Raw genomic sequence first — 20,959 nt, 5'->3', positions numbered from 1 at the left:
GTTTTTTTTTTTCGTCGTCAGCAGTGGGTATCGCGTACCAGTTCCGGGCCGTCATTCTCGAGCGGCGGTGAGACTTGCGGCGGTGGCGGCGATGGAGAGCGCTGATCCCGCGCTTGCTTGCGCTCGGCTGCAGCCTTTTCCCGATCTTTTTCACTGGTCATATTGTCGTACTCCATTTTTGTGCAGGACAACATTTTTGCGGGCGTTGCGTTCCTCACGCAGGATGCGCAGCCAAATGTTCCAGCAGCAATTCGCTCACCCGTTCCGGCGCCTGATCCGCCGCAAAATGCCCGACGCCGGGCAGCACCTCGAAACGATAGGGCGCGGCGATGAAATCCACCGTGCCTTCGGCGGCGGCGCGACCGACGGTGTCGTCAGCGTCGCCCCAGACATAGAGTGTCGGCACGCGGATCGGACCGAGCGGGCCGCGTATCGCGCCGCGTGCGCGATACCAGGCGAGTGCCGCCTCCATCGCGTCCTTGTTGCCGAGCACGGCAAGGTGCCTCTCGATCGCATCAGGGGGAACGCCATTGGCGGCGAGACGTTCGCGCAGCCATTTGGCATCGTTCGCGAGCACGACATCGGCAGCATCCGGCTCCAAAAACGCCTTGTGGTGCTTTGAGCGCTGCGCCTGCTCGCTGTCGGTTGCCAGTGCGCGGTTGAACGCGTTCGGGTGCGGCCGCGAGAGAATGGTGAGCGAGGCCAGCCGCTCGGGATGGCGGTCGGCGACGCCCCAGGCGATGCTGCCGCCCCAGTCATGGCCGACCAGATGAAACCGCGCGTTGCCATAGCCGGCAGCCGCCACAATCGCCATGGCGTCGTCCATCAAGCGGTCGATCAGGTAGTGCGAAAATTCCCGCGGATCGGGCCGTGCGCCCGGCGAATAGCCGCGTTGGCTCGGCGCCACCGCGCGATAGCCCATGTCGCCGAGGGCCGTCACCTGCGCACGCCAGCAATGCATCGATTCCGCAAAGCCGTGCAGCAGCAGCACCAGGGGCGCGCCAGGGGTGCCGGCGGCTATGGTGTCGAACACAAGATGCGGGGCGATGGTGATTTGTTCGTAGGCCGGCATTCGACCATCCTAGGGAGACAAATCCGGCCGGTCGATGGCACAATTGTGCAACGGCGGGAAAGTGCTGTATTGGGTGCCCACAAAGCGCCCAAGGGGACAATCGTTGCACTATTTGAGATCGATCATATTCGATACGGCGGTGGTAATCCTGACGCTTGCCGTGTCGCTGACGGTGCCGTTCATGTGGCTGTTCAATGCCAGCAGCCGGACGGTGCGTGCGGTTTCGCAGGTCTGGGTCAACGGCATCATGTTTCTGATGAAGCATGTCGTAGGCCTCGATTACACGGTGCAGGGGCGCGAGGACGTGCCCGACGGTCCCTGCATCATCGCCTGCAATCATCAGTCGCTGTGGGAAACCGCGGCGCTCTGCGCGCTTTTCCCGGACGCCAGCATCGTCGCCAAGAAAGAGCTGCGCAAGGTGCCGTTCGTCGGCTGGTTCCTCGAACGCTATCCGATGATTTTGGTCGATCGCTCGGCGGGCCGCCATGCGCTGCGCCAGATGGTCGATGAAGCCAGGCGCGCGACCGGCGAGGGCCGTCAGGTCTTGCTGTTTCCGCAAGGCACCCGCCAGGCGATCGATGAGCCGATGAGATTCCAGTCCGCGGGCATCTCGGCGCTCTACACCAACCTCGAAGTATCAGTCGTGCCGGCGGCGTGCAATTCCGGACTGTTTTGGGGCAAGAAGACGCTGATCATGCACTCCGGCACCGTCACGCTGTCCTTCCTGCCGCCGATCGCGCCAGGCCTGCCGCGCAAGGAATTTCAGGAAAAAGATGGAGCGGACGATTGCGGAGGAGGCGAGCCGGCTGCTCACGCTGAGCAAGGCGAAGGTGTGCTAGGCGGAGCGACGCGCGGCAACCCAGCCCGCAAGCGGCGCGAGAAACGCCAGGCACCAGACATATTGCGCAACCCGCGGCTCGACAAAAGCCATCGCCGTGCCGAGCACGAACACACAGACCGGAAACAGCGCCGGCGCCAGCAATTGCGGATCGTGGCGGCCGCGCAGCGCCAGAACCCACAATACCGCGTTCAGCGCCGCGATCACCAGCAGGTGAAAGCCGTAGATCACCGCGACCACGCTATCGAGCCGGTAGACGCCGTAGAGGCCGTTGGTCACCGGCAGGATGATGATCGACAGCAGAAAGAACAGATTGAGGAACACCACGCCGCGGCTGGCTTCCGGCGCTGTCGCAAGTCGCCGGTGATGGCTGAACCAGAACAGGCCGGCGACGACGAAGCTGATCGTCAGTGCGATGACGGGCTGGGCATAGACGCGAAGCACGTCGTGCCAGTCGGGCGCTTGCGTAAAACTGGAGGCTTTCGGCAGGTCATAGGCGAGCAGGGTCATGGCAACGCCGAAGATGGTGTTGCTCAGCATCTCCAGCCGGCGCATTTCGAACAGATGGATTTGCGGCAATGTGATCCCCCAGTCTCCCCTGATCGGTCCACGCTTTCGCTTCGCTCGCCAGGGTGGCTTGCCAGTCCGTCTTAGCTTTCGCTGCGCTCAAGCTACGCCGGACACGCTTCGCCCTGGCGGCTACGCGTGGCTGCGCCACGCGTAGCCCGTCAGGGCGAAGCGTGGTGCGGGCGGCCGGACTCGAACCGGCACAGAGGTCACCCTCCGAGGGATTTTCTTACCAGCTACGGCTTTCGCCGCCTCGCCAGCGTGGGCATCCGCGCTGGTTCGTTTGTGGTCTGGACTATACCTTCACCATTGGTGCGTTCGCGCCTTTAGGTGCTGCCCGTCTAGTCTCTACACCTTCGCACTAACCGTTAGGTTCGGGCGCTTGGCTCGGGATTGCCATATGAAAGGTTTCCCCGAATTTGAGCAGTTCTACAGCTTGGGTTTCCCCAAGAGCACTCAAGCGTTTAAGTCCCTTGCGTCTACCATTTCGCCACGCCCGCTTTCACCAGAAGATCAGATACTTAGCGCGTTTTCCGGAGAAGTGAAATTGGGATAACCTCCGGCCCAAACGCTCCCCACCTTTAAGTGAGCGCGGGCGCAGAAGCAAAGCCTCAATGCGGACACTTGGGGTGTTTACCTGCGGCGAGCTTTAGGCAATCTCAAGATTATCGACTTAACGAAGGTCCGATGCCCAACTCGCTGTCCCATCGCCGGTTATTCTCGCGCAGCCTCGCGGCGTTGGCGCTGGTTGCGCTCGGAGCCGGCCTGTCCGGTTGCGCCGGGATGAGCGACACCATTTCGCCGGCCTTTGCCGATCCCGCCAAATACGATCTGTACGATTGCAAGCAACTCGAGACCGAGCGCAAGAGCCTCGCGGCGCGCACCGTGGAGTTGCAGGGGCTGATGAGCAAGGCCGAAACGGGCGTCGCCGGTCCCGTGGTGGCGGAGCTCGCCTATCGCAACGACTACATCGCGTTGCGCGGACAGTCGAAGCTGGCCGATGAAGCCTGGCAGAAGAACAGGTGTCAGGAACCGAAACCGGAAGCCAGGCCGGCGCCGGTCCCGCCGTCGATCACGCCGGCCCCCGTTGCCAAGGGTCGTACGAAGGCAAGCCGGGCGGCAAATTAGAACGTTGTCGGTTGCGGCCGTCGAACTTCGCTCTACAGCCGCCAACTATAAATCCAGTCCTGCCGCGCCAGCATGCGCTCCGGGCCCATGGCCTTGATCGCGAGGTCGCGCGCTAGCGCCAGCGGTCCGGTGAGATGATAGATGCGCCCCTGTTGTCGGGCCGCACGCTGTACCCGCAGCACGCGGCCGCGCCGCTGCCGGCCATAACGCTTCAGTGCCGCCGGGATGCCTGCGATAGGATCGCCGGGGCTTTCGCTCAAGCATTTGGCGAGCACGGCGGCGTCCTCGATCGCCATTCCCGCGCCTTGCGCGGCAAACGGCAGCATCGCGTGCGCGGCGTCGCCGAGCAGCGCGATCGCACCGTCGGTCCATTCGCCTACACCGGGCAGCGTGAACAGCGCCCAGCGCCGCCACTCGTCGACGGCCCCGATCAGCATCCGCGCGGTCGCGGGCCAGCGCTGCGAGGCGAATGCGTTCTTCAGTTCGTTGGCATCGCCCGGCGCGCTCCAGCCCGGTCTGTTCCAGGTTCCCGGCACGATAGCGACCACGTTGATCTGCCGCGCGGCCGAGATCGGGTAGGCGACCAGATGCGCGCCCGGTCCCATCCAGAGCTGCACGCGGGCGGCGGTATATTCGCGCGGCAGCGTGGTCGCATCGAGGGTCCCGCGCCAGGCGATCAGGCCGGAAAACTGCGGTTGCGCCTCCGGGAACAAATGGTTCCGCACCGCGGACCAGATGCCGTCGGCGCCGACCAGCGCCACCGCCAACTCCTGTTGGCGTGCATTGCCGCGGCGCTGCACCACGGTCAGCCCCTTGGCGTGCGAGGTCACGTCTTCGAACTGGCAACCAAGCCGCAGGTCGATGTCTGGATGGTCGTTGACCGCCGCCTGCAGAGCGCCTTGCAGGTCGGCGCGGTGCATCACCCAATAGGGCGCGCCGGCGCGAAGGCCGGCGGCCTCGCCGAGCGGCAGGCGGGCGATCTCGCCGCCCGCACGCGCGCTCACGATGCTAATGGCCTCGGGTGTCACGGCGCGTGGCGCTAGCCGTGACCGCAGGCCGAGGTCGACCAGGATCCGGCTGGCGTTTGGCGAAAGCTGCAGGCCGGCGCCGGCTTCCTCCAGCCGTTCGGCCTTTTCCAGGATGATGACGCGAAAGCCTTTGGCTGCGAGCGAAAGCGCTGCCGTCAGTCCCCCGATCCCGGCACCAGCAACGATGATGGTGCGCGCGGCGGCCACCGAAAGGTCAGGCGACCTTGTCCCTCAGGACGCATTCGGGCGGGCGGGCTTCGCCTGCGGCGAGGTCGGGGGCAAAGCGGTACAGCGTCGAGCAATAGGGGCAGATGATCTCGTTGTCGTTGCCAAGGTCGAGAAACACGTGGGGATGATCGAACGGCGGCCTGGCGCCCACGCACATGAATTCCTGCGAGCCGATCTCGATTACCGAGACGCCGGCGTCGTTATGGAAATGCGGGACGACATGGTCGGACATCAGCTTCACCTTGAATTTCAACGATGAGCGCACGCAATCAACGCGACGCGGCAGCTTCGAAATGCCGCGCACCATAGTGGGGGTGCCGATGATTCCTAGAGCCGATCTGGGATGTCCCCGCCGCACATTTGCTCATGCAAATTCGACACAATCTTGTCGTCGGAGAAAAGCCCTTCTTTCGTCGGGGCAGTTGTGTCTTAAAAACGGCATACCATCTTGAGAAAGACGAAAACATTGGACTTTTTTGGATGAGGCGGTTGCGGTTCGGTTCGGCTCTGGCAGGGGCGCTGGGATGCTTGGCGCTCAGCGCGGCGGTGTGCGCGGCGCTGTGGCCGCACGCCCGCGAGGCCGGCGCCATTCTGGCCGCGCAGGACGATCCCGCGACACTGTCCGACATCCAAATCAACTCCGCGTTGCGGGCCAACCAGGCGCTGGTCGCCAGCCATATCGAGGCAGCGCTCGCGGAGGGCGATTCCTGATCTCGCCAACAGCTTCGTCGAACTCGCCCGCGACAAAGGCATTGCCGTCAGCAACGAACTATCGAAGCGCGTCAGCGATGCCGTTACCGACGCCGGTTCGGCGTCGCATCTTGCCAAGCGCTTTGCCACGGGTTTCGTGGTCGGCAATGCCGACGATGTCGCAAGCCTGTCGGGTACGGTTGCCGGTGATCTCTTCGTCTACGGCGATATCAGGGACGTTGTTCGGGAAGGCAAGCACCTCGCGATGGGCGAGGACGTGGACCGGCTAGTGCTGGGCCTGGCGACGGTCGGGCTCGCGGTGACCGCCGCGACCTACGCGTCAGTCGGCGGTGTTGCTCCGCTGCGTGCCGGTCTTTCCATGGTCAAGGGTGCCCGCAAGGTCGGACGTCTCGGCGAGGGGCTGACGCAATGGGCAGGCCGCTCGGCGCGCGAGGTCGTCGATGCGCCGGTGCTGCAGCAGGCGGTCGCGAAAGGCTCGGTGCTGCGACCCGGCCAGACCATCAGCGCAATCAAGGCAGCGTTCCGCGCCGAGAAAGCCGGCGCGCTGGTGCGGCTGGCGAAAGATGTCGGACGCGTCGGCGAAAAGGCCGGCACGCGTGGCGCGCTCGACGCATTGCGCATCGCGCAAGGCCCGAAGGACATCGCCCGCGCCGCGCGGCTTGCCGAATCCAAGGGCGGCCAGACCCGCGCGACCTTGAAGGTGCTCGGCCGCGGCGCGCTGCTGCTGGCAACCGGCGCTTTCAATCTGACGATGTGGGTGTTCGGTGCGCTATTGGCGCTGTTCGGATTTCTGTCGTCGATCAAGGCGACCACCGAGCGGGCGACCCAAGCGTGGCTTCGCCGCAAGAAAGCGCGGCGCTTGAGAAAGGAGGCGGCGGCAGCATGCTTGCCGGCCGCCCCGGTGCTGGCGGGCGCTGCCGCACACGGCTAGACTTGCCGTCACTGCAAGGCCGTCCATTTCCGATCCCCCGAAAAATGGAACTGATGATGCCGAGTTTTCACAACGGCGCTGTCGAAATTGCTTATCTCGACGAAGGCGAGGGCGATCCGATCGTCCTCGTGCATGGCTTTGCCTCCAGCAAGAACGTGAACTGGGTTTATCCGACCTGGGTTTCCGATTTGAGGAAAGACGGCCGCCGCGTGATCGCGCTCGACAATCGCGGCCATGGCGATTCCGAAAAGCTCTACGATTCCGCCGCTTACGAAATTGCGATCATGGCAAGCGACGTCATTGCGCTGCTGGATCATCTGGGAATCGAACGCGCCGATATCATGGGCTATTCGTTGGGATCGCGAATGACGGCGATCCTGGCGCGCGAGCAGCCGCAGCGGGTACGCTCGGCGATTCTCGGCGGCATCGGGATCGGACTGATCGAGGGCGGCGGTCCCGGCGAGAACGTGGCGATCGCGCTGGAAGCACCGTCGCTGGAGGACGTCACCGATCCGGTCGGCCGCACTTTTCGCGCCTTCGCCGATCAGACGCGATCCGACCACCGCGCGCTTGCCGCTTGCTTGCGCGGTTCGCGGCGGCTGATGACATCGGATGAAGCCGCCGAGATCCGCGTGCCGGTCCTGATTGCGGTCGGCACCAGGGATGAAATCGCCGGCTCAGCCGCGGCGCTCGGAAGGATCATTCCGGGCGCCGAGGTGCTCGACATTCCGAACCGCGATCATATGCGCGCGGTCGGCGACAAGGTCTACAAAGTCGGTGTCATCGATTTCCTGTCGCGACGGCAATGAGCGGTCGCGCGCGTCTTCACCGGCGAATTGCCTGATCGCCGCGATCAGCACCACCGTGGTCGCAAGCCACCCCAGCCGCGCGCCGTAGCGATCGTGCGGACCGGATATCACGGCGCAGACGAAAGCATTGCCGAGCAGCGCGAACGAGACCGTGCCGGCGAGCAAGGTGAGATCGTCGAACGGTCGGCGCAGCACGCCGCGGCCGAACAGGATGAGGGTCAGCAGCATCGACGCCAGCGCAACGGGAATGTGAATCCGGTTGATCGCGGTGAAGTCGAAGTGCCAGCGCTGCTGTTGCGCCGCGCGCATCGGCTTCAGCTGTGCGGGAAGAAAGCGCTCGATGATGCCGTAGGTATGGCCGAGCCAGCCGTCGGTGCCTTCGCCGGTCCCGACGTAGACGAATTGCTGCGCAGTGGCGATGGCCGCCGCCTTGACCTGCCAGGCCGGATACTCGGCCAGCGAATGCAACACGATAAAGCGCATCTCGTCGTTCAGTCCCTGAAAGCGGCCAAGCGTGTTGAACATGCTGTTGCCCCACAGAAACTGGTCGGCGGTGGCCGGCAGCTTGTCTCGATAGGGGCAGAGCTTGAAATTCTGCTTCGGGCAATGATCGCGCAAATACTGCGCGACGATGCCATCCTGCAGCATCCGTCCGAACGCGACGCCATAACCGCCCGGCGTCCACGCCAGCTTCCCGGATAATGCGAAATTGGTCGACAGCAACAGCGCAGCTCCCGCGACGATGGTCAGGCTGCCCTGCATCAGTCCGGAAACGGAAATCCGCCCGCGCAGAAAGGGACGCGCGATCCAGCCGACGCAGCACAGTCCGAGCAGCACCGCGAGCGTCGCGCTGTGGGTCGCCACGGCGAAAGCGGTGAGGCCGAACAGCAGGCATTTTTCCGGGATCGAAGTCCGCTCGCCAAGCACGACCAGGATGAACAGCGAAAGCACCGACAACCCGGCGAAAATGTCGGTCAGGAGCGTGCTGGCAAGAAAAGGCAGCGAGGTGGTCAGGGCCAGCACGAAGCTCATGGCCAGCAGCCGCAACGGCTCGGAGATACCGAGCACGCGCAGCGTTAACTGCAGGATCCACAGCGTCGCCAGCGCGTTGATCCCGAGGTTGATCCAGAAGCTCGAATCCTCGCCGAAGTGAAGATAGAGGCCGAACGTGGTGGAGCGGCTGGGGACCAGGTAGCCCTCGTACCAGCGGGCCAGATAGCCACCGGTGTCCCACTGGAGCAGGGGATAGCCATTCCACAGGGCAGGGGCCAGCAACATCAATGGGATGGCGATGGCGGCGATCCAGGCCGAGCGCGAATTCGCAGCGGTACGCGCCCGCAATATCTGCGTGCTGATGTGGCTTCCCCCCATCCGGGCAGCATCCGCCGAATGGCAGGTCCGCCGAAATTCACCAATAGTCGCAGGCCCGCCGGCTTGATTTCCTGATACCGCTGACCACCTTGAACTGACCCCCACGGCATTCGGAGGCGGTTTACGCTAGCCTGCGCCTGCCCGGGACAGAAGTCCGCCGGCCGTGCTATAGTAGCAACGTAATCAGGGAATTTGCGAGAGCAATCATGGCAGTGCATCAGGTCAATCCGCAAGCGTCGAAGCTCGCCGCACTCGATCCGATCTGGGACCGCATCCGGGGCGAGGCGGAGGACATCGTCCGCCGCGAGCCGGAGCTTGCTTCCTTCCTCTATTCGACCGTGCTGCATCACGAGCGGTTGGAGGAATCGGTGGTGCATCGTCTCGCGGAGCGGCTCGATCACTCGGCGCTATCGGGCGATTTGATCCGGCAGACCTATGACGAGGCGCTGCGCGACGAGCCCGATCTCGGCAATGCGTTCCGCGCCGATCTGGTCGCGGTCTACGACCGCGATCCCGCAACCTCGCGCTTCATTGATCCGTTACTCTACTTCAAGGGCTTTCACGCACTGCAGACCCATCGCCTGGCGCACTGGCTCTATCAAAAGGGCCGCAAGGATTTTGCCTATTATCTGCAGAGCCGCTCGTCGGCGGTGTTTCAGACCGATATCAACCCCGCCGCCAAAATCGGCCGCGGCATTTTTCTCGATCACGCGACCGGCTTCGTCTGCGGCGAGACCGCCGTGATCGATGACGACGTTTCGATCCTGCACGGTGTCACGCTCGGAGGCACCGGCAAGGAGAACGAGGATCGTCATCCGAAGATCAGGCGCGGCGTGCTGATCGGGGCAGGCGCCAAAATTCTTGGCAATATCGAGATCGGCCATTGCGCGCGCATTGCCGCGGGCTCGGTGGTGGTCAAGCCGGTGCCGCACAATGTCACGGTGGCTGGCGTCCCCGCGAAGATCGTCGGCGAGGCGGGCTGCGCGGAGCCCTCGCGCACCATGGATCAGATGCTCGGCGCTATCGGGCTTTGATCTTCCACATATTCTGTGGCCGATCTTTGTGAAGTTACGCGCATGGCGTTTTCAAGCGAAGCGTGAAGAAAACGCGTCAAAACAAGCAATAGAGCCTCGGTTCTGATCCAATCAGAACCGAAAAGGCTCTGGCGGTTGGCGCCGTCTCGTCCTAAAACCTCCCCGGAAATTTAAAGAATCCGATTGGAGACTGCTGTGGACGTTCAGGAAGTCAGGAAGCTCGACGCCTATCTCAAGCGCGTATTCGGCAATCCCAAGATCCGCGTCGTGCCGCGGCCGAAAAAGGACGACTCCGCCGAAGTCTACATCGGTGAGGAATTCATCGGCGTGCTGTTTGTCGATGACGAGGACGACGATCGCTCGTTCCAGTTTCAGATGGCGATCCTCGAAGAAGATCTCGCCGACCTGGGATAGGGTGCGTGCGTCGTCGCGCGGAGTCGTAGGGTGAGCAAAGCGAAGCGTGCCCACCAGTTATCTTCCCCGTGTTGTGAGTTGTTATGGTGGGCACGGCGCTGCGCGCCTTAGCCCATCTTACGAACTACAAAATCGGCCTAGTCCTTCGGCCCGCGCATTTGCGCCGTCAGGCGGTCCATCGCATTCGCAACGTCGCGCCATTGCGACAGCCAGCTCCGCGGAAAGCGGAACGTCAGGTCGGCGCCGTCGACGCGACGCTCGCTCAGGCACATGCCAGGAGTCAGGCCGTCGCGGGTGCAACGCGCGTTGAAGCTCGGTGCGCCGGCGGAGAACAGGTCCTCGTTGGCGTAGGGCGAGCCGTCGCGGAACGCGCGCATCGTCAATCCGTCGTCGATCGATGTTATCTTCTGTTCGAGGTAGCGAGGATAGATCGTGCGCACCCGCTTGTCCGGCGGCAGCGTGTCCTGGTGGGCCGATATCGACAGGAAGATCCGGTCGATCGGCTGCACCTTCTCCTCGATCGTATCGGCGGTGACGTGCTTCGGCGCATCCGGCGGTTCGAGCGACGGGAAGACGAAACTGAGATCGACCCGCTCCTGCGGCCCGGAGTGACGCTGGATCTTGCGGCGGACCGCTGCTGTCGGCACGTTGAAGAGCGTGGCGCCGACGCTGACCGGCAACCGGCCCGGAGCGCTGGCGGGCCGCGCCACCCAGGTTGGCCACAACAAATAGGCCACCAGCGCGGCGGCGCCCGCGGTGATGATTACCACGACCATGATGAGCATCATTTGCGAGCGCGGATCCCTGCGGGTGTCGCGGGCAAGGTGCTGGGCCGTCGAAAGCAGGGTCATGAACGAGGCATCGGTCGGGTTCGAGGCTCGGGCACGATGCCGAGAGCCAAGGCGAATCATCCCGCGAATATGCCATGGGCAGCGTGATCTCCGCATGATTTCACGGGAGTTCCGGGCCCTGCAGCCATGCGCAAACGAGGTCCCGGCGGCTCGTTGTTAACCCTTCCTTAAGGATACTGTGGCGGCCGCCGGCCAATTTTGCGAAAGCAGGGCGCGGTTCGTCGAGTACGGGAAGTTGTCATGTCGCCCGATGCGTTGAATTCCCTGTTCTCCCTGTGCATCGGCTTTGCGCTCGCAGGCGCGCTCGCCAGCGGCTATCAGGCGATGGCAGCGCGGCCGGCGGGATCTGGGCTACTTGGGGAAGGCGTGGCGCCGAAGACATTTGCGGCTGTGCCGTTTCTGGTTTTCGCCGCACCCTTCATCATCATGCGCAACACGCTACGCGGCGCGAAGATCGAGCGCCGTCGCTTCGAATTCGTGATGATGGCGACCGTACTTTCAGGCTTCTGGAGCATGATGTCCGGCACGTTCTTCCTGATGACGCTGCGAGCCGCGGGCGTGCTGGCCTGAGGCTTACGGCCTGTTCGCTTGATCCGCTGCCTGGGGCTGTGCCAAGGTCTCCGCCAACGGAGATCTTTTGTTATGGCGATCTACGAACTCGACGGACAGGGGCCTGAACTCCCCGCAAATGGAAACTATTTCATCGCAGACACCGCCGTCGTGATCGGCAAGGTGCGCCTTCTGGATTCGGCCAGCGTGTGGTTCGGCGCGGTGCTGCGCGGCGACAATGAGTGGATCGAGATCGGCGAGGGCTCCAACGTGCAGGACAATTCCACCTGCCATACCGACCGCGGCTTTCCGCTCACGATCGGCAAGAACTGCACCGTCGGTCACAATGTCATCCTGCATGGCTGCACGCTCGAAGACGATGCGTTGGTCGGCATGGGCTCGATCGTCATGAACGGCGCGAAGATACGCCGCGGCAGCATCGTCGGTGCGGGATCGGTCATCACCGAAGGCAAGGAATATCCCGAGTATTCCCTGATCATTGGCTCGCCCGCGCGCGTGATCCGCACGTTGTCGCCCGAGCAGGTAACGGCGATGGCAAGTGCTGCGAAATTCTACGCGCTCAACGGGCCGCGGTTCAAAAACGGACTGAAAAAGATCGGCTGAAGGCGGCCTTGCTTGGTTTCCGTCTCGCGAGAAGCAGCAGCTCGAAGCGATCGTCGATCCGTCGATAACCCGGTCAAGGGCCGGCGCACCATTGCGGTGCGGCGGCTTCAGATCGGCGGGCCCGAACGCAAGTCCCATTTGTTCGTGAGCATGGTCGAGGACCGGACCGGCCAGACCGATGTTGCGGTCCCGACCGAGGCTGCGGCGTAACGATCGCAGGCGGCTCAGCCGCCTTCATTTTCGTTCGCCTCGCGAGGGGGCCGGCGACCTTTTCATGGCCGGCGGCCCAGAGCGCATGCTCCTCGCTGCCATCCCGATATGGATTGGCTTCCGCCGGAATGTGCTGGCGCGCGGCGCGCTGGCCTTGCTCGAAAGGATCGGAGTCGGAATTCATGATGCCGCCTTTCGGGTTTTCGATCTGGTTCTTTTCGCCGTCGCTTCGTTGGAAGCGGCTGCGCTTTTCCGCAGCGCGTCCTTAAGGTCGATAGGAATGCCGTGCTTCTTCAAGAGGTCCGCAAAGGCTTCGTCAGCCAGTTCCTGAAAGGTCGCCATCCGGTCACGTGCAAGCTGTTTGAGCTTGTCGAATGTGTCGTCGTCGAAGGCGATCAATTTGCGCAAGGCGTGGCCACTCCGGCCGTCGAGCGGATGTGAATGAATGATCTGGCAGTGGAATCGTTCCGGGAGGAACAAGGCCAGCGCGCTGTCGTTGCCTCTGAAAGAAAAAGGAGATTTCCGATGAAGCTGGCGTCTGCAGCCGCCGCTGTCGCGGCGATCACAATCCTGATATCGCCGGTCACTTCATTTGCACAGAGCGTCGGCGGAACATCCGCCGGCAGCCCCGGCACCACAGGCTCGCCGAGCGCAGGTTCGGCCGGTACGGGCACGCAAGGTGTCACCGGAGTTCCCGGGCCTGCCACTCCCAATGCCGGTCAAGGTCCAGGTGGCACGGCGAACCCTCCGGGCTCGCGTCGCCGCCTCCGCCGGGCACCAACAGTGCCGGCACCGCGCAGTCGTCAGGCGGCGGCGCAACGACCGGCATGGGAAGATCACGAACGACGACCGGCGACGCCGAGATCGATGAAGAGAATAAGCAAGTCGACCGCAAGCTCAAGGGCATCTGCCGCGGCTGCTGACATCGCTTCTCGGCCCGCTCACGGAAGAGCGCAACAGCCCAAAATAGCTCAAGCCATCTCCGAGAAATCGATCTAGACTTGACGCCGGATCCTCGCGGGTCCGGCGGCGAATGCGTCGACTTCGTCGAGGCCAAGGCCACGGCGGGAAATGCTGCGCCGCGATGTTACCGAGATCGCTGTTTGGAGGAATGCCGTTCGCGTCACATCGGGGATGTTGAACATGCTCACAGCACCTACGTTGACATTGATGTTTTTGATTGTCGTGACTGCTCTTGGTGCAGCTTTCGTCTGGATGTTCTGGGAGATCGAACAGATGAAGTCCAGGCCGCGTCGCATGCCGAGACCACATCGCAGGGGCGATCGGTTCGGGTAGGCGGCCCGCTACCCGCGCACAGACATGTTCCGCGCAATAGCCGGAATCTGCCGGCGGTGTCATTGTGCGCAATTTTCCGAAAAATAGCGTTTGTTCTTTGATGCATCCTTAGGTGGTTCATTGCCACGTTGCGGTTCCGCACGTGGAACCCGGGCATGTCTGACAAAGAATTTGTGGAGGCGAGCAGCTTTGAAAAGTGGCCGGCCGTAAGCGGATGTTTGGTTCGATGATCGTCTCATCCACGTCGTGTCTCTCGCCGGCGATCAAATCGTGCACTAGAGAGTTTCGAACTTCCGTCAGCTTGATCGCACTGTTGTGGGGCCTGGGTTGCGTGCAGCCGTCGATGGCGCAATCGCTGCCGGCCGGCGGAACGGTGGTGAGCGGGAACGTTGCGATCGGCTCGACGTCGCCGACCAATCTGACCGTCACCCAATCGAGCCGCACCGGCATCGTCAACTGGTCAAGCTTTTCGGTCGGGCAGGGCAACCAGGTCCAGTTCAACAACGGTAGCGGCGCTACACTCAACCGTGTGACTGGTAATGTACCGTCGTCGATCAACGGCGTGGTGTCTGCGACCGGCTCGGTCTATCTCGTCAATCCGTCGGGAATCGTGGTCGGACCGACCGGCGTGGTCAAGACCGGCGGAAGTTTCGTCGCCTCGACGCTCGATGTCAGGGACGCGGACTTCCGCGCCGGCGGATCGCTGACCTTCAGCGGCAACAGCAACGCCTCGGTCGTTAATCTCGGCAAGATCGGGTCTTCGAACGGCGACGTCGTTTTGGTCGCGCGCCAGGTTCGCAATGACGGCTCGCTGACCGCGCGCAACGGCACCGCCGCGATGGCGTCCGGCAGCGAGGTGGTGCTGAGCGACGGATCGCTCGGCAATGGCAAGGTGCTGGTGCGGCGTCCGGCGCAGAATGGCGAGATCCGCAACAGCGGCGCGATCCGCGCCGCGGAAGTGGAATTGCGCGCCAATGGCGGCAACATCTATGCGCTCGCGGGCAACACCGGATGCGCGATCTCGGCAACAGGTTTTGCCAGCAAGGGCGGACGAATCTTTCTTACGGCCGAGGGCGGCTCGGTCAACGTGACGCAGAAGGTTGTGGCGCGGCGTGTGCAAGCAAACGTGGCGCCCACGGAGACCGCCGGGCGGCGCTCGTTCACCGGCGGCGACGTCGTCGTCAGCGCCGACAAGGTCGTGATCGGCGGCGCCATCACCGCAAAAGGCCGCGGCGGTGCAGGCGGCGCCGTCGCAGTGACGGGGAGGAATGTCACGCTCACGTCAGGCGCTAGGATCGACACCAGTGGAACGTCGGGCGGCATCGTCCTGATCGGCGGCGATCGCGCCGGCGGATCGGACGCCACGCTGAAGTTTCTGCCGCAGACCATCGCCAATGCGCAGACCACGACGATCGAGGCGGGTGCGACGATCACCGCAGACGGCACATCGGGCGTGGGCGGCAATGTGGTGGTATGGTCGGACGGCACGACGTCATTTGCCGGCGCCATCAGCACACAGGGCCTGCGAGGCGGCTTCATCGAGACCTCGGGGCATACGCTCAACTTCAATGGCGGCAGCATCAATGCCGGCCGCGGCGGCACCTGGCTGCTCGATCCCGTCGATCTGACGATCGATGCGACGCTTGCCGGCACCATCGCGACCACGCTCAACGCGGGCAGCAACGTTACCCAGGAGACGAACGCGTCCGGCAGCGGCGGCTATGGCGACATCACCGTGGCAAGCGGTATCAACTGGTCGACCAATGCGACGCTGACGCTCAGCGCCTATCGCAACATCGCGGTCAACGCCAATATCGCGAGCACCGGCGGCGGCGGTGTCGTGCTGCGCGCCGACAATGCCGGCACAGGCACCGGCACCGTGACGTTCGGCGGTGGCCAGATATCGACGGCGGGGATAGTCTCGATCTTCTATAATCCGACGGGCAGCAGCACGGCCGTCAACGCCGCCAAATACTCTGCACCGACGCAGACGAACTTCAGCGGCAACGTTACCGGCGGCGCTACGCTCAACACCTACATGCTGGTCAACACCGTCTACGACCTGCAGAATATGAAGAACAACCTGGCCGGCACCTATGCGCTCGGCCGCGACATCGATGCCGGCATCACGGCCGGCTGGAACAGCGGCGCCGGGTTCGAGCCGATTGGCGCCGGGACCAGCTTCACCGGAAGATTTGACGGCCAGGGCCGCACGATTTCCGGCCTCTTCATCAATCGGCCGTCACGCGAAAACGTCGGGCTGATCAGCTATCTCGGCACCGGCGCGACGGTGAGCAACCTCGCCATCATCGGTGCGACCGTAACCGGCAGGACCGCTGTCGGCGCGTTCGTCGGTTCGAACTACGGGGCGGTCACGAATGTCTACTCGAGCGGATCGGTCACCGCCACCGAGGCCGGCGCCGGCGGTCTCGTCGGCTACAACTTTCAGACCGTGTCGAATGCCTATTCGAACAGCACCGTGAGCGGACCGCTCTACGTTGGCGGCGCCATTGGGCTGAACAATATCGCCAGTCTCGGCGGCGGCCTCTTCACCGCCGGCTCGATATCACAGGTCTATGCGACGGGCGCCGTAAGCGGCCCGAGCTATGTCGGCGGGCTGATCGGCTTCAACGGCGGCTCCGTCACGGCGTCCTACTGGGACAGCTACACGAGCGGGCAGGCGCTTGGCATCGGCAGCGGTTCGGGTAGCGTGACGGCCGTGACCAGCGACCCTGCGCAATCAGCCGCGGCCAATTACGCCTTCAAGCAGAGCGCCTACGGCAGCTTCAGCTTTCCGGGAACGGACACGACCGGCTGGTTCATGGTCGACGGCCAGACCCGGCCGTTCGGCCGCTGGGAACACCAAACCACCATTACCAACGCGCATCAGCTTCAGTTGATGGCGATGTATCTCGGCGCGAGCTACACGCTGGCCCGCGACATCGACATCGGTCCCGCGCTTGCGACAGTCGGCGGAAAATATCCCGGCATGTGGTCATCGGCAGGCTTTTCGCCGATCGGCAATTTGTCCAGCCAGTTCACCGGAAGCTTCGACGGTCAGAACCATGTAATCTCGAACCTCTCGATCAACCTGCCAACAACCAACTATGTCGGACTTTTCGGATATGCCGCAGCCGCAGCCACCCTAAGCAACGTCAGCTTGCAGGCCGCATCCATCACCGGGCAGGACCGCGTCGGCATCCTGGCCGGCATGTCGAGGGGGACCATCAGCAATGCTTGGGCGACTGGTGCCGTCACGGCGAGAGTCTACGGCGGCGGACTGGCGGGCGAATCCTCGGGTAGCGTTGCCAGTAGCTGGGCGGCCGTTACGGTCGCTGGAACAACCACCACCAGTTCGTCGATGGGCGGCCTCATCGGATGGAACAATGCGGGCGGCACCATCCAGGACAGCTACGCGACCGGCAACGTGACAGCGGGCACCGCAGGCACGCGCGCCGGCGGCCTCGCCGGTAACAACAACGGCAGCATTCTCAGGAGCTATGCGACTGGAGCGGTCAGCGGCGGCAGTCAGGAGTCGGCGGTCTGGTCGGCTACAACGCGTCGGCCGCAACCATCATCGAGTCCTATGCAACCGGAGCAGTGGCCGCCACAGCTTTCGCGGGTGGACTGGTCGGCATCAACACCGTGGGAGCTTCCGTCAGCAAGTCCTACGCGACTGGAACGGTCACAGCCACGGCGGCTGCCAGCGCATCGACAGCCGGGGGACTGATCGGCAGCAACTCCGGAGCCATCACTCGGTCCTATGCGACCGGGGCCGTCAACGCCACGTCCGCGCTCGCGGCTACAACGATAGCGGCCGGCGGATTGATCGGCACCAACTCCAGCACGGGCACAGTCACACAGTCCTACGCAACCGGTGCCGCGCTCAGCGTGATCTCGGTTTCCGGCACGTCAACGGCGGGTGGATTGATCGGCAGGAACGTCGGCGCAGCCACCGTTCGACAGTCCTACGCAACCGGTGCGGCCACCGCCACCGCCGCTGCCGGGACAGCAATCGTGGGCGGATTGATCGGCAGCCACAGCGGCACGGGCACGGTCACACAGACCTACGCGACGGGTGCGGTCAGTGCCATCTCGCCTTCCGGCACCGCAGTGGCCGGCGGCCTGATCGGATCGGCCACCGGCACCATCACGTCGTCATACTGGGACACCGATACGTCCGGGCGGACAAATGCCGTTGGCAGCGGCGCCAGCGCCGGCATTACGAGCCTTACCACCAGCCAGATGCAGAATCCGACGAACTATGCGTCGACCTACGCCGGTTGGGATTTCGCCACCGTCTGGTCGGCGCCGAGCGCCGGCTATTATCCGCAGCTCTACGGCGTCAACTATGTGCTGCGGGTCGATCCGGCCAATGCGTCGCGCGTCTATGGTGAAGCCAATCCGGCGTTCACCTACTCGATCTACGGCTTCCATGCCGGCGATACGGCCGCGATCGTCAACGGCCTCTCGGTATCGGCGGCGGCGACTGCGACTTCGAATGCCGGCACCTATGCGATCAGCGCAAGTGGCGGCAGCGCCGTCAGCGCTTCCGGGCAGGCCTATCGCTTCATCGATGCACCCGGCACGTTGACCATCGCGCCGCGCGCGATCACGGTGACGGCCGATGCCAAGAGCCGCGCTTATGGCGATGCCAACCCGGCGTTGACCTATCAGGTCGGCGGCTCCGGCCTCGTCAATGGCGATACGCTATCGGGCGCACTGGCGACGTCGGCGACGACTTCCAGCGCTGCTGGGGTCTACGGCATCACGCAGGGAACGCTGGCGGCCTCATCGAACTACGCCTTCGCCTTCGTCGGCGCGAACCTCACGGTTACGCCGGCGGCCGCTACGCCAGCGCCCGCTCGCGTACCGATCGCAGAACTCGGATCCTATATGAAGTCGCGGGTGCCTCAGTCGGCGCCGCGGCCACCAGAGCAGATGCGCGAGCCCGCAAACATCGAGCAGTCATCTCCTGCCATCATCTGCAAATCCAGGCGATGCCTCGAGCTTCCGCATCCCGACAACCGGCGGATTGGCGCGCGCGCCAGATTCGTCGGCGCGATGACAGATCGCGATCGCCTGCCAGCCTTCGTCGACAATTGATTGCGTGCGGCCGCGCGACGCGCTGCTACATCTTCGACGACCTCGATACATGCGTAAGTTGAGGATGGCGCATTGATTCAACCGCACACGCTGCAGTTCTGCCACACGTGGAACTCAACCTTAAACCGTTCTTAATCCATAAACCATATTGGTTGACTTATTCATTGTTCGCCGTGTGCGACAGAACGTCGGAACGTGCAGCCTCATGCGAACTTACATGTCGATATCCCGAAGCTCTGACAGGCTCCGGTCGTCATGAAGCTGGCACTCCCCAAACATTTCGGGTCGCACGCGGCACAAGTGCGAACGTCCACGCGTCATGAGCAGAGAGTCGGCACGCGTTGCGCGCTGCTGATGATTTGCGTTCTTGCAATCGCATCTGGCGGCGTCGCGCAGGCGCAAGTGGTCGAGCGCAATCTGCCGCCGGAGCCGCCACGTCGCACACCGGCGATCAAGATCGGTACCGACGATCTGCTTGGGAGCGATGATGCAACGCCGCTCGGCGTGGACGTTCGTGCCATCGTCCTGATTGGCCCAAATGCCACCGTGCGGCCGCGTAGCGGCACGAAGGGTATCGATGTTGATCAGGTCAGCGGCATCGACGCCGCCGCGGTCCGCGAGCCACTCTCGCCGTTTCTTGATCGGCCGCTCAGTCGCAAGCTGATTGCCGAAGTGCAGGCGGCGGTGGCCGCGGCTTTCCGCGAGGCAGGGCGACCGTTCGTATCGGTCACGCTGCCGCCGCAGGAAGTATCGTCAGGCGTGCTCCAGTTGCGCGTGATCGCCTTCAAGGTTGCCGACATCAAGGTTACGGGGGCGGCACCCGAGAGCTATCCGCAAAGCCGCATCCGGCTCGTTCCCGGACAGGAAATCGATGCGCGCAAACTCGAGACCGACCTCGACTGGGCCAACCGCAATCCGTTTCGCCAAGTCGAAGCGGTGTTCGGTCCCGGCAAGGATCTCGGCATGACCGACGTCAACATCCAGGTGACGGACCGCAAGCCATGGCAGGTTTACGCCGGCTATGCCAACAGCGGCACGCTGCTGACCGACCGCCATCGCTATTACGTCGGCGCCAGCGGGCGCCGTCGGCCGATATCTTCGCCTCCTATCAGCTCACCGGCAGCGCCAATTTCTGGGCCAATGACGGGCTGTTCAACCGGCCCGATGATGCCAAGTATGTCAGCCAGGCGGGGCGGTTGCTCACGCCGCTCGGATTGCGCACGAGTCTCGAAGTCGTCGGCGACCATGTGCTGACCAATGAGCGGCCCAACAACCTGTTCCGGATCAAGACTCAAACCAGCCAGGCCTCGGCGATCGTTCGCACCGCGCTGTCCGATTTGCTGACGCCGACGACCGGCGATCTACTCGGCGGCGTCGAGCTCAAGCATCAGCTACGCACCACTATCTTCGATGGGACGCCGGTCGCCGAGGGCAGCGCCGACGTTGCCCAATTGGTGGTGGGATGGAACGGGCGCTGGTCGGACAACCTCGGCACCAACACTCTCGATGTCCGTTTCAAGTCCAACCCCGGCGGCATTCTGTCTGGCAATAATTCGGGCGCCTGGAGCGCCTTCACCAATGGACGCGTCACCGATGTGCAGACCAACCTCGTGACCCTCGAGTATGGCCGCGTGACGCCGCTGCCGAAGGGCCTGTCGCTGAAATCGGAAGTCTCCGTGCTCGCTTCGTCCAAGCCGCTACCGGATACCGAACGCATCGCGCTCGGCGGGATGAGCGCCGTACGCGGTTATGTGACCGAAGACGGCGTTGTCGATCAGGCCCTGATCCTGCGCAATTCGCTCTACGCCTCGATGCCCAGCATGCCCGCCTGGATGCCGGGCACGCTGGCGCCGTTCCTGCTGGCCGATGTCGGCTGGGGGCGCGATCTGTTTTTCCGGCGCGACATCACGCTGTCGTCAATCGGGGCCGGATCTCGACTTTGCGGCCGGGTCGAACTTTTACTCCAAGCTGCTGGCGGCGAGGGCGCTGACCGACGGGCTGCACGGCGGCGCCGGGGCCTGGCGCGTGTCATTGCAGGCGTCGGTCAGCTATTGAAGATCGTGGGCTGCGGTAGTTGACGGAAGCCCCGAAAAGAACAAGGCCGTCGACGCAGTATACCGTCAACGACCTTGCCAGCCCCGGATATTGAAATCGGCTCACGCCATCCGGTGAATTACAGGATGCCCGGGATT

17 protein-coding genes and 4 pseudogenes are annotated in these 20,959 nt (G+C 63.6%); 13 read left to right on the top strand and 8 right to left on the bottom strand.

The features are described 5' to 3' along the window. Positions 1 to 17 precede the first annotated feature (17 nt). Together ACFXS9_RS18025 and ACFXS9_RS18020 are read right to left on the bottom strand one after the other, a co-directional pair. Positions 18 to 161: a hypothetical protein gene (locus ACFXS9_RS18025; RefSeq protein ID WP_392690795.1), complete on the bottom strand. Its 144-nt coding sequence runs from the start codon at positions 159 to 161 to the stop codon at positions 18 to 20. 53 nt (positions 162 to 214) lie between these two features. Then, positions 215 to 1,072 (bottom strand): alpha/beta fold hydrolase, encoded by an 858-nt coding sequence (locus tag ACFXS9_RS18020; RefSeq protein ID WP_392690794.1) that lies wholly within the window; start codon positions 1,070 to 1,072, stop codon positions 215 to 217. Positions 1,073 to 1,106: 34 nt separating this feature from the next. Between ACFXS9_RS18020 and ACFXS9_RS18015 the strand changes: the two are divergent. After that, positions 1,107 to 1,718 (top strand): annotated as a pseudogene (locus tag ACFXS9_RS18015) (lysophospholipid acyltransferase family protein); the annotation flags it as partial. 189 nt (positions 1,719 to 1,907) lie between these two features. Here ACFXS9_RS18015 and ACFXS9_RS18010 read toward each other — a convergent pair. Continuing rightward, positions 1,908 to 2,420 carry a TMEM175 family protein gene (locus ACFXS9_RS18010; RefSeq protein WP_392699837.1) on the bottom strand — a complete coding sequence of 171 codons (513 nt, stop codon included), beginning with the start codon at positions 2,418 to 2,420 and terminating at the stop codon, positions 1,908 to 1,910. Between the two features lie 744 nt (positions 2,421 to 3,164). Here ACFXS9_RS18010 and ACFXS9_RS18005 point away from each other — a divergent pair. Then, positions 3,165 to 3,605 carry a twin-arginine translocation pathway signal gene (locus tag ACFXS9_RS18005; protein ID WP_392690792.1) on the top strand — a complete coding sequence of 147 codons (441 nt, stop codon included), beginning with the start codon at positions 3,165 to 3,167 and terminating at the stop codon, positions 3,603 to 3,605. A 32-nt stretch (positions 3,606 to 3,637) separates the two neighbouring features. Here ACFXS9_RS18005 and ACFXS9_RS18000 read toward each other — a convergent pair whose 3' ends face one another. Further along, the gene (locus tag ACFXS9_RS18000; RefSeq protein WP_392690790.1) at positions 3,638 to 4,840 is read right to left on the bottom strand and encodes an FAD-dependent monooxygenase; all 1,203 of its coding nucleotides are present in this window, start codon (positions 4,838 to 4,840) and stop codon (positions 3,638 to 3,640) included. Between the two features lie 7 nt (positions 4,841 to 4,847). Further along, positions 4,848 to 5,093 carry a zinc-finger domain-containing protein gene (locus tag ACFXS9_RS17995; protein WP_334363487.1) on the bottom strand — a complete coding sequence of 82 codons (246 nt, stop codon included), beginning with the start codon at positions 5,091 to 5,093 and terminating at the stop codon, positions 4,848 to 4,850. 248 nt (positions 5,094 to 5,341) lie between these two features. Between ACFXS9_RS17995 and ACFXS9_RS17990 the strand changes: the two are divergent. Next, positions 5,342 to 6,503 (top strand): annotated as a pseudogene (locus tag ACFXS9_RS17990) (hypothetical protein). A gap of 56 nt (positions 6,504 to 6,559) precedes the next feature. Further along, a complete protein-coding gene (locus ACFXS9_RS17985) occupies positions 6,560 to 7,312 on the top strand; it encodes an alpha/beta fold hydrolase (protein WP_392690788.1) in 753 nt (250 codons plus the stop codon). Between the two features lie 15 nt (positions 7,313 to 7,327). Here the strand turns inward: ACFXS9_RS17985 and ACFXS9_RS17980 are convergent. Continuing rightward, a pseudogene (locus ACFXS9_RS17980) lies at positions 7,328 to 8,683 on the bottom strand (hypothetical protein); the annotation flags it as partial. 206 nt (positions 8,684 to 8,889) lie between these two features. Between ACFXS9_RS17980 and cysE the strand changes: the two are divergent. After that, entirely contained in the window at positions 8,890 to 9,717 is an 828-nt protein-coding gene (gene cysE, locus ACFXS9_RS17975) for a serine O-acetyltransferase (RefSeq protein WP_213289429.1), read from the top strand. A gap of 195 nt (positions 9,718 to 9,912) precedes the next feature. Next, positions 9,913 to 10,131 carry a DUF3126 family protein gene (locus ACFXS9_RS17970; RefSeq protein ID WP_057843888.1) on the top strand — a complete coding sequence of 73 codons (219 nt, stop codon included), beginning with the start codon at positions 9,913 to 9,915 and terminating at the stop codon, positions 10,129 to 10,131. Between the two features lie 137 nt (positions 10,132 to 10,268). Here ACFXS9_RS17970 and ACFXS9_RS17965 read toward each other — a convergent pair whose 3' ends face one another. Then, a complete protein-coding gene (locus tag ACFXS9_RS17965) occupies positions 10,269 to 10,982 on the bottom strand; it encodes a hypothetical protein (protein ID WP_392690785.1) in 714 nt (237 codons plus the stop codon). A 240-nt stretch (positions 10,983 to 11,222) separates the two neighbouring features. On the opposite strand from ACFXS9_RS17965, the gene ACFXS9_RS17960 reads away from it, so the two are divergent. The 3 genes from ACFXS9_RS17960 (at position 11,223) to ACFXS9_RS17950 (ending at position 12,365) form a co-directional block, all read left to right on the top strand. Continuing rightward, entirely contained in the window at positions 11,223 to 11,552 is a 330-nt protein-coding gene (locus ACFXS9_RS17960) for a DUF6949 family protein (protein ID WP_392690783.1), read from the top strand. A gap of 72 nt (positions 11,553 to 11,624) precedes the next feature. Continuing rightward, positions 11,625 to 12,155, top strand: coding sequence for a gamma carbonic anhydrase family protein (locus tag ACFXS9_RS17955; RefSeq protein WP_392690781.1), 531 nt, complete (start codon positions 11,625 to 11,627; stop codon positions 12,153 to 12,155). A gap of 12 nt (positions 12,156 to 12,167) precedes the next feature. Continuing rightward, a complete protein-coding gene (locus tag ACFXS9_RS17950; protein ID WP_392690779.1) occupies positions 12,168 to 12,365 on the top strand; it encodes a hypothetical protein in 198 nt (65 codons plus the stop codon). Between the two features lie 180 nt (positions 12,366 to 12,545). Here the strand turns inward: ACFXS9_RS17950 and ACFXS9_RS17945 are convergent, their stop codons facing one another. After that, the gene (locus ACFXS9_RS17945; protein WP_392690777.1) at positions 12,546 to 12,764 is read right to left on the bottom strand and encodes a hypothetical protein; all 219 of its coding nucleotides are present in this window, start codon (positions 12,762 to 12,764) and stop codon (positions 12,546 to 12,548) included. A gap of 1,111 nt (positions 12,765 to 13,875) precedes the next feature. Between ACFXS9_RS17945 and ACFXS9_RS17940 the strand changes: the two are divergent. From ACFXS9_RS17940 to ACFXS9_RS17925, 4 genes and pseudogenes are all read left to right on the top strand, one after another. Further along, positions 13,876 to 17,082: pseudogene (locus ACFXS9_RS17940) on the top strand (beta strand repeat-containing protein); the annotation flags it as partial. Positions 17,083 to 17,306: 224 nt separating this feature from the next. Next, positions 17,307 to 18,767: an MBG domain-containing protein gene (locus tag ACFXS9_RS17935; protein ID WP_392690775.1), complete on the top strand. Its 1,461-nt coding sequence runs from the start codon at positions 17,307 to 17,309 to the stop codon at positions 18,765 to 18,767. A 354-nt stretch (positions 18,768 to 19,121) separates the two neighbouring features. Further along, positions 19,122 to 20,021: a POTRA domain-containing protein gene (locus ACFXS9_RS17930; protein WP_392690773.1), complete on the top strand. Its 900-nt coding sequence runs from the start codon at positions 19,122 to 19,124 to the stop codon at positions 20,019 to 20,021. Then, positions 19,964 to 20,845, top strand: a complete 882-nt coding sequence (locus ACFXS9_RS17925) for a ShlB/FhaC/HecB family hemolysin secretion/activation protein (protein ID WP_392690772.1) — start codon at positions 19,964 to 19,966, stop codon at positions 20,843 to 20,845. The genes ACFXS9_RS17930 and ACFXS9_RS17925 overlap by 58 nt, the downstream gene beginning before the upstream one ends. Positions 20,846 to 20,959 lie beyond the last annotated feature (114 nt).

Origin of the sequence: Bradyrhizobium sp. RDI18 (genome assembly GCF_043203335.1) — a bacterium.
In the GTDB taxonomy this organism is placed as follows: domain Bacteria; phylum Pseudomonadota; class Alphaproteobacteria; order Rhizobiales; family Xanthobacteraceae; genus Bradyrhizobium; species Bradyrhizobium retamae.
Note: the sequence above shows the minus strand (reverse complement) of the source record. Positions and strands in the feature narration are given on the sequence as shown.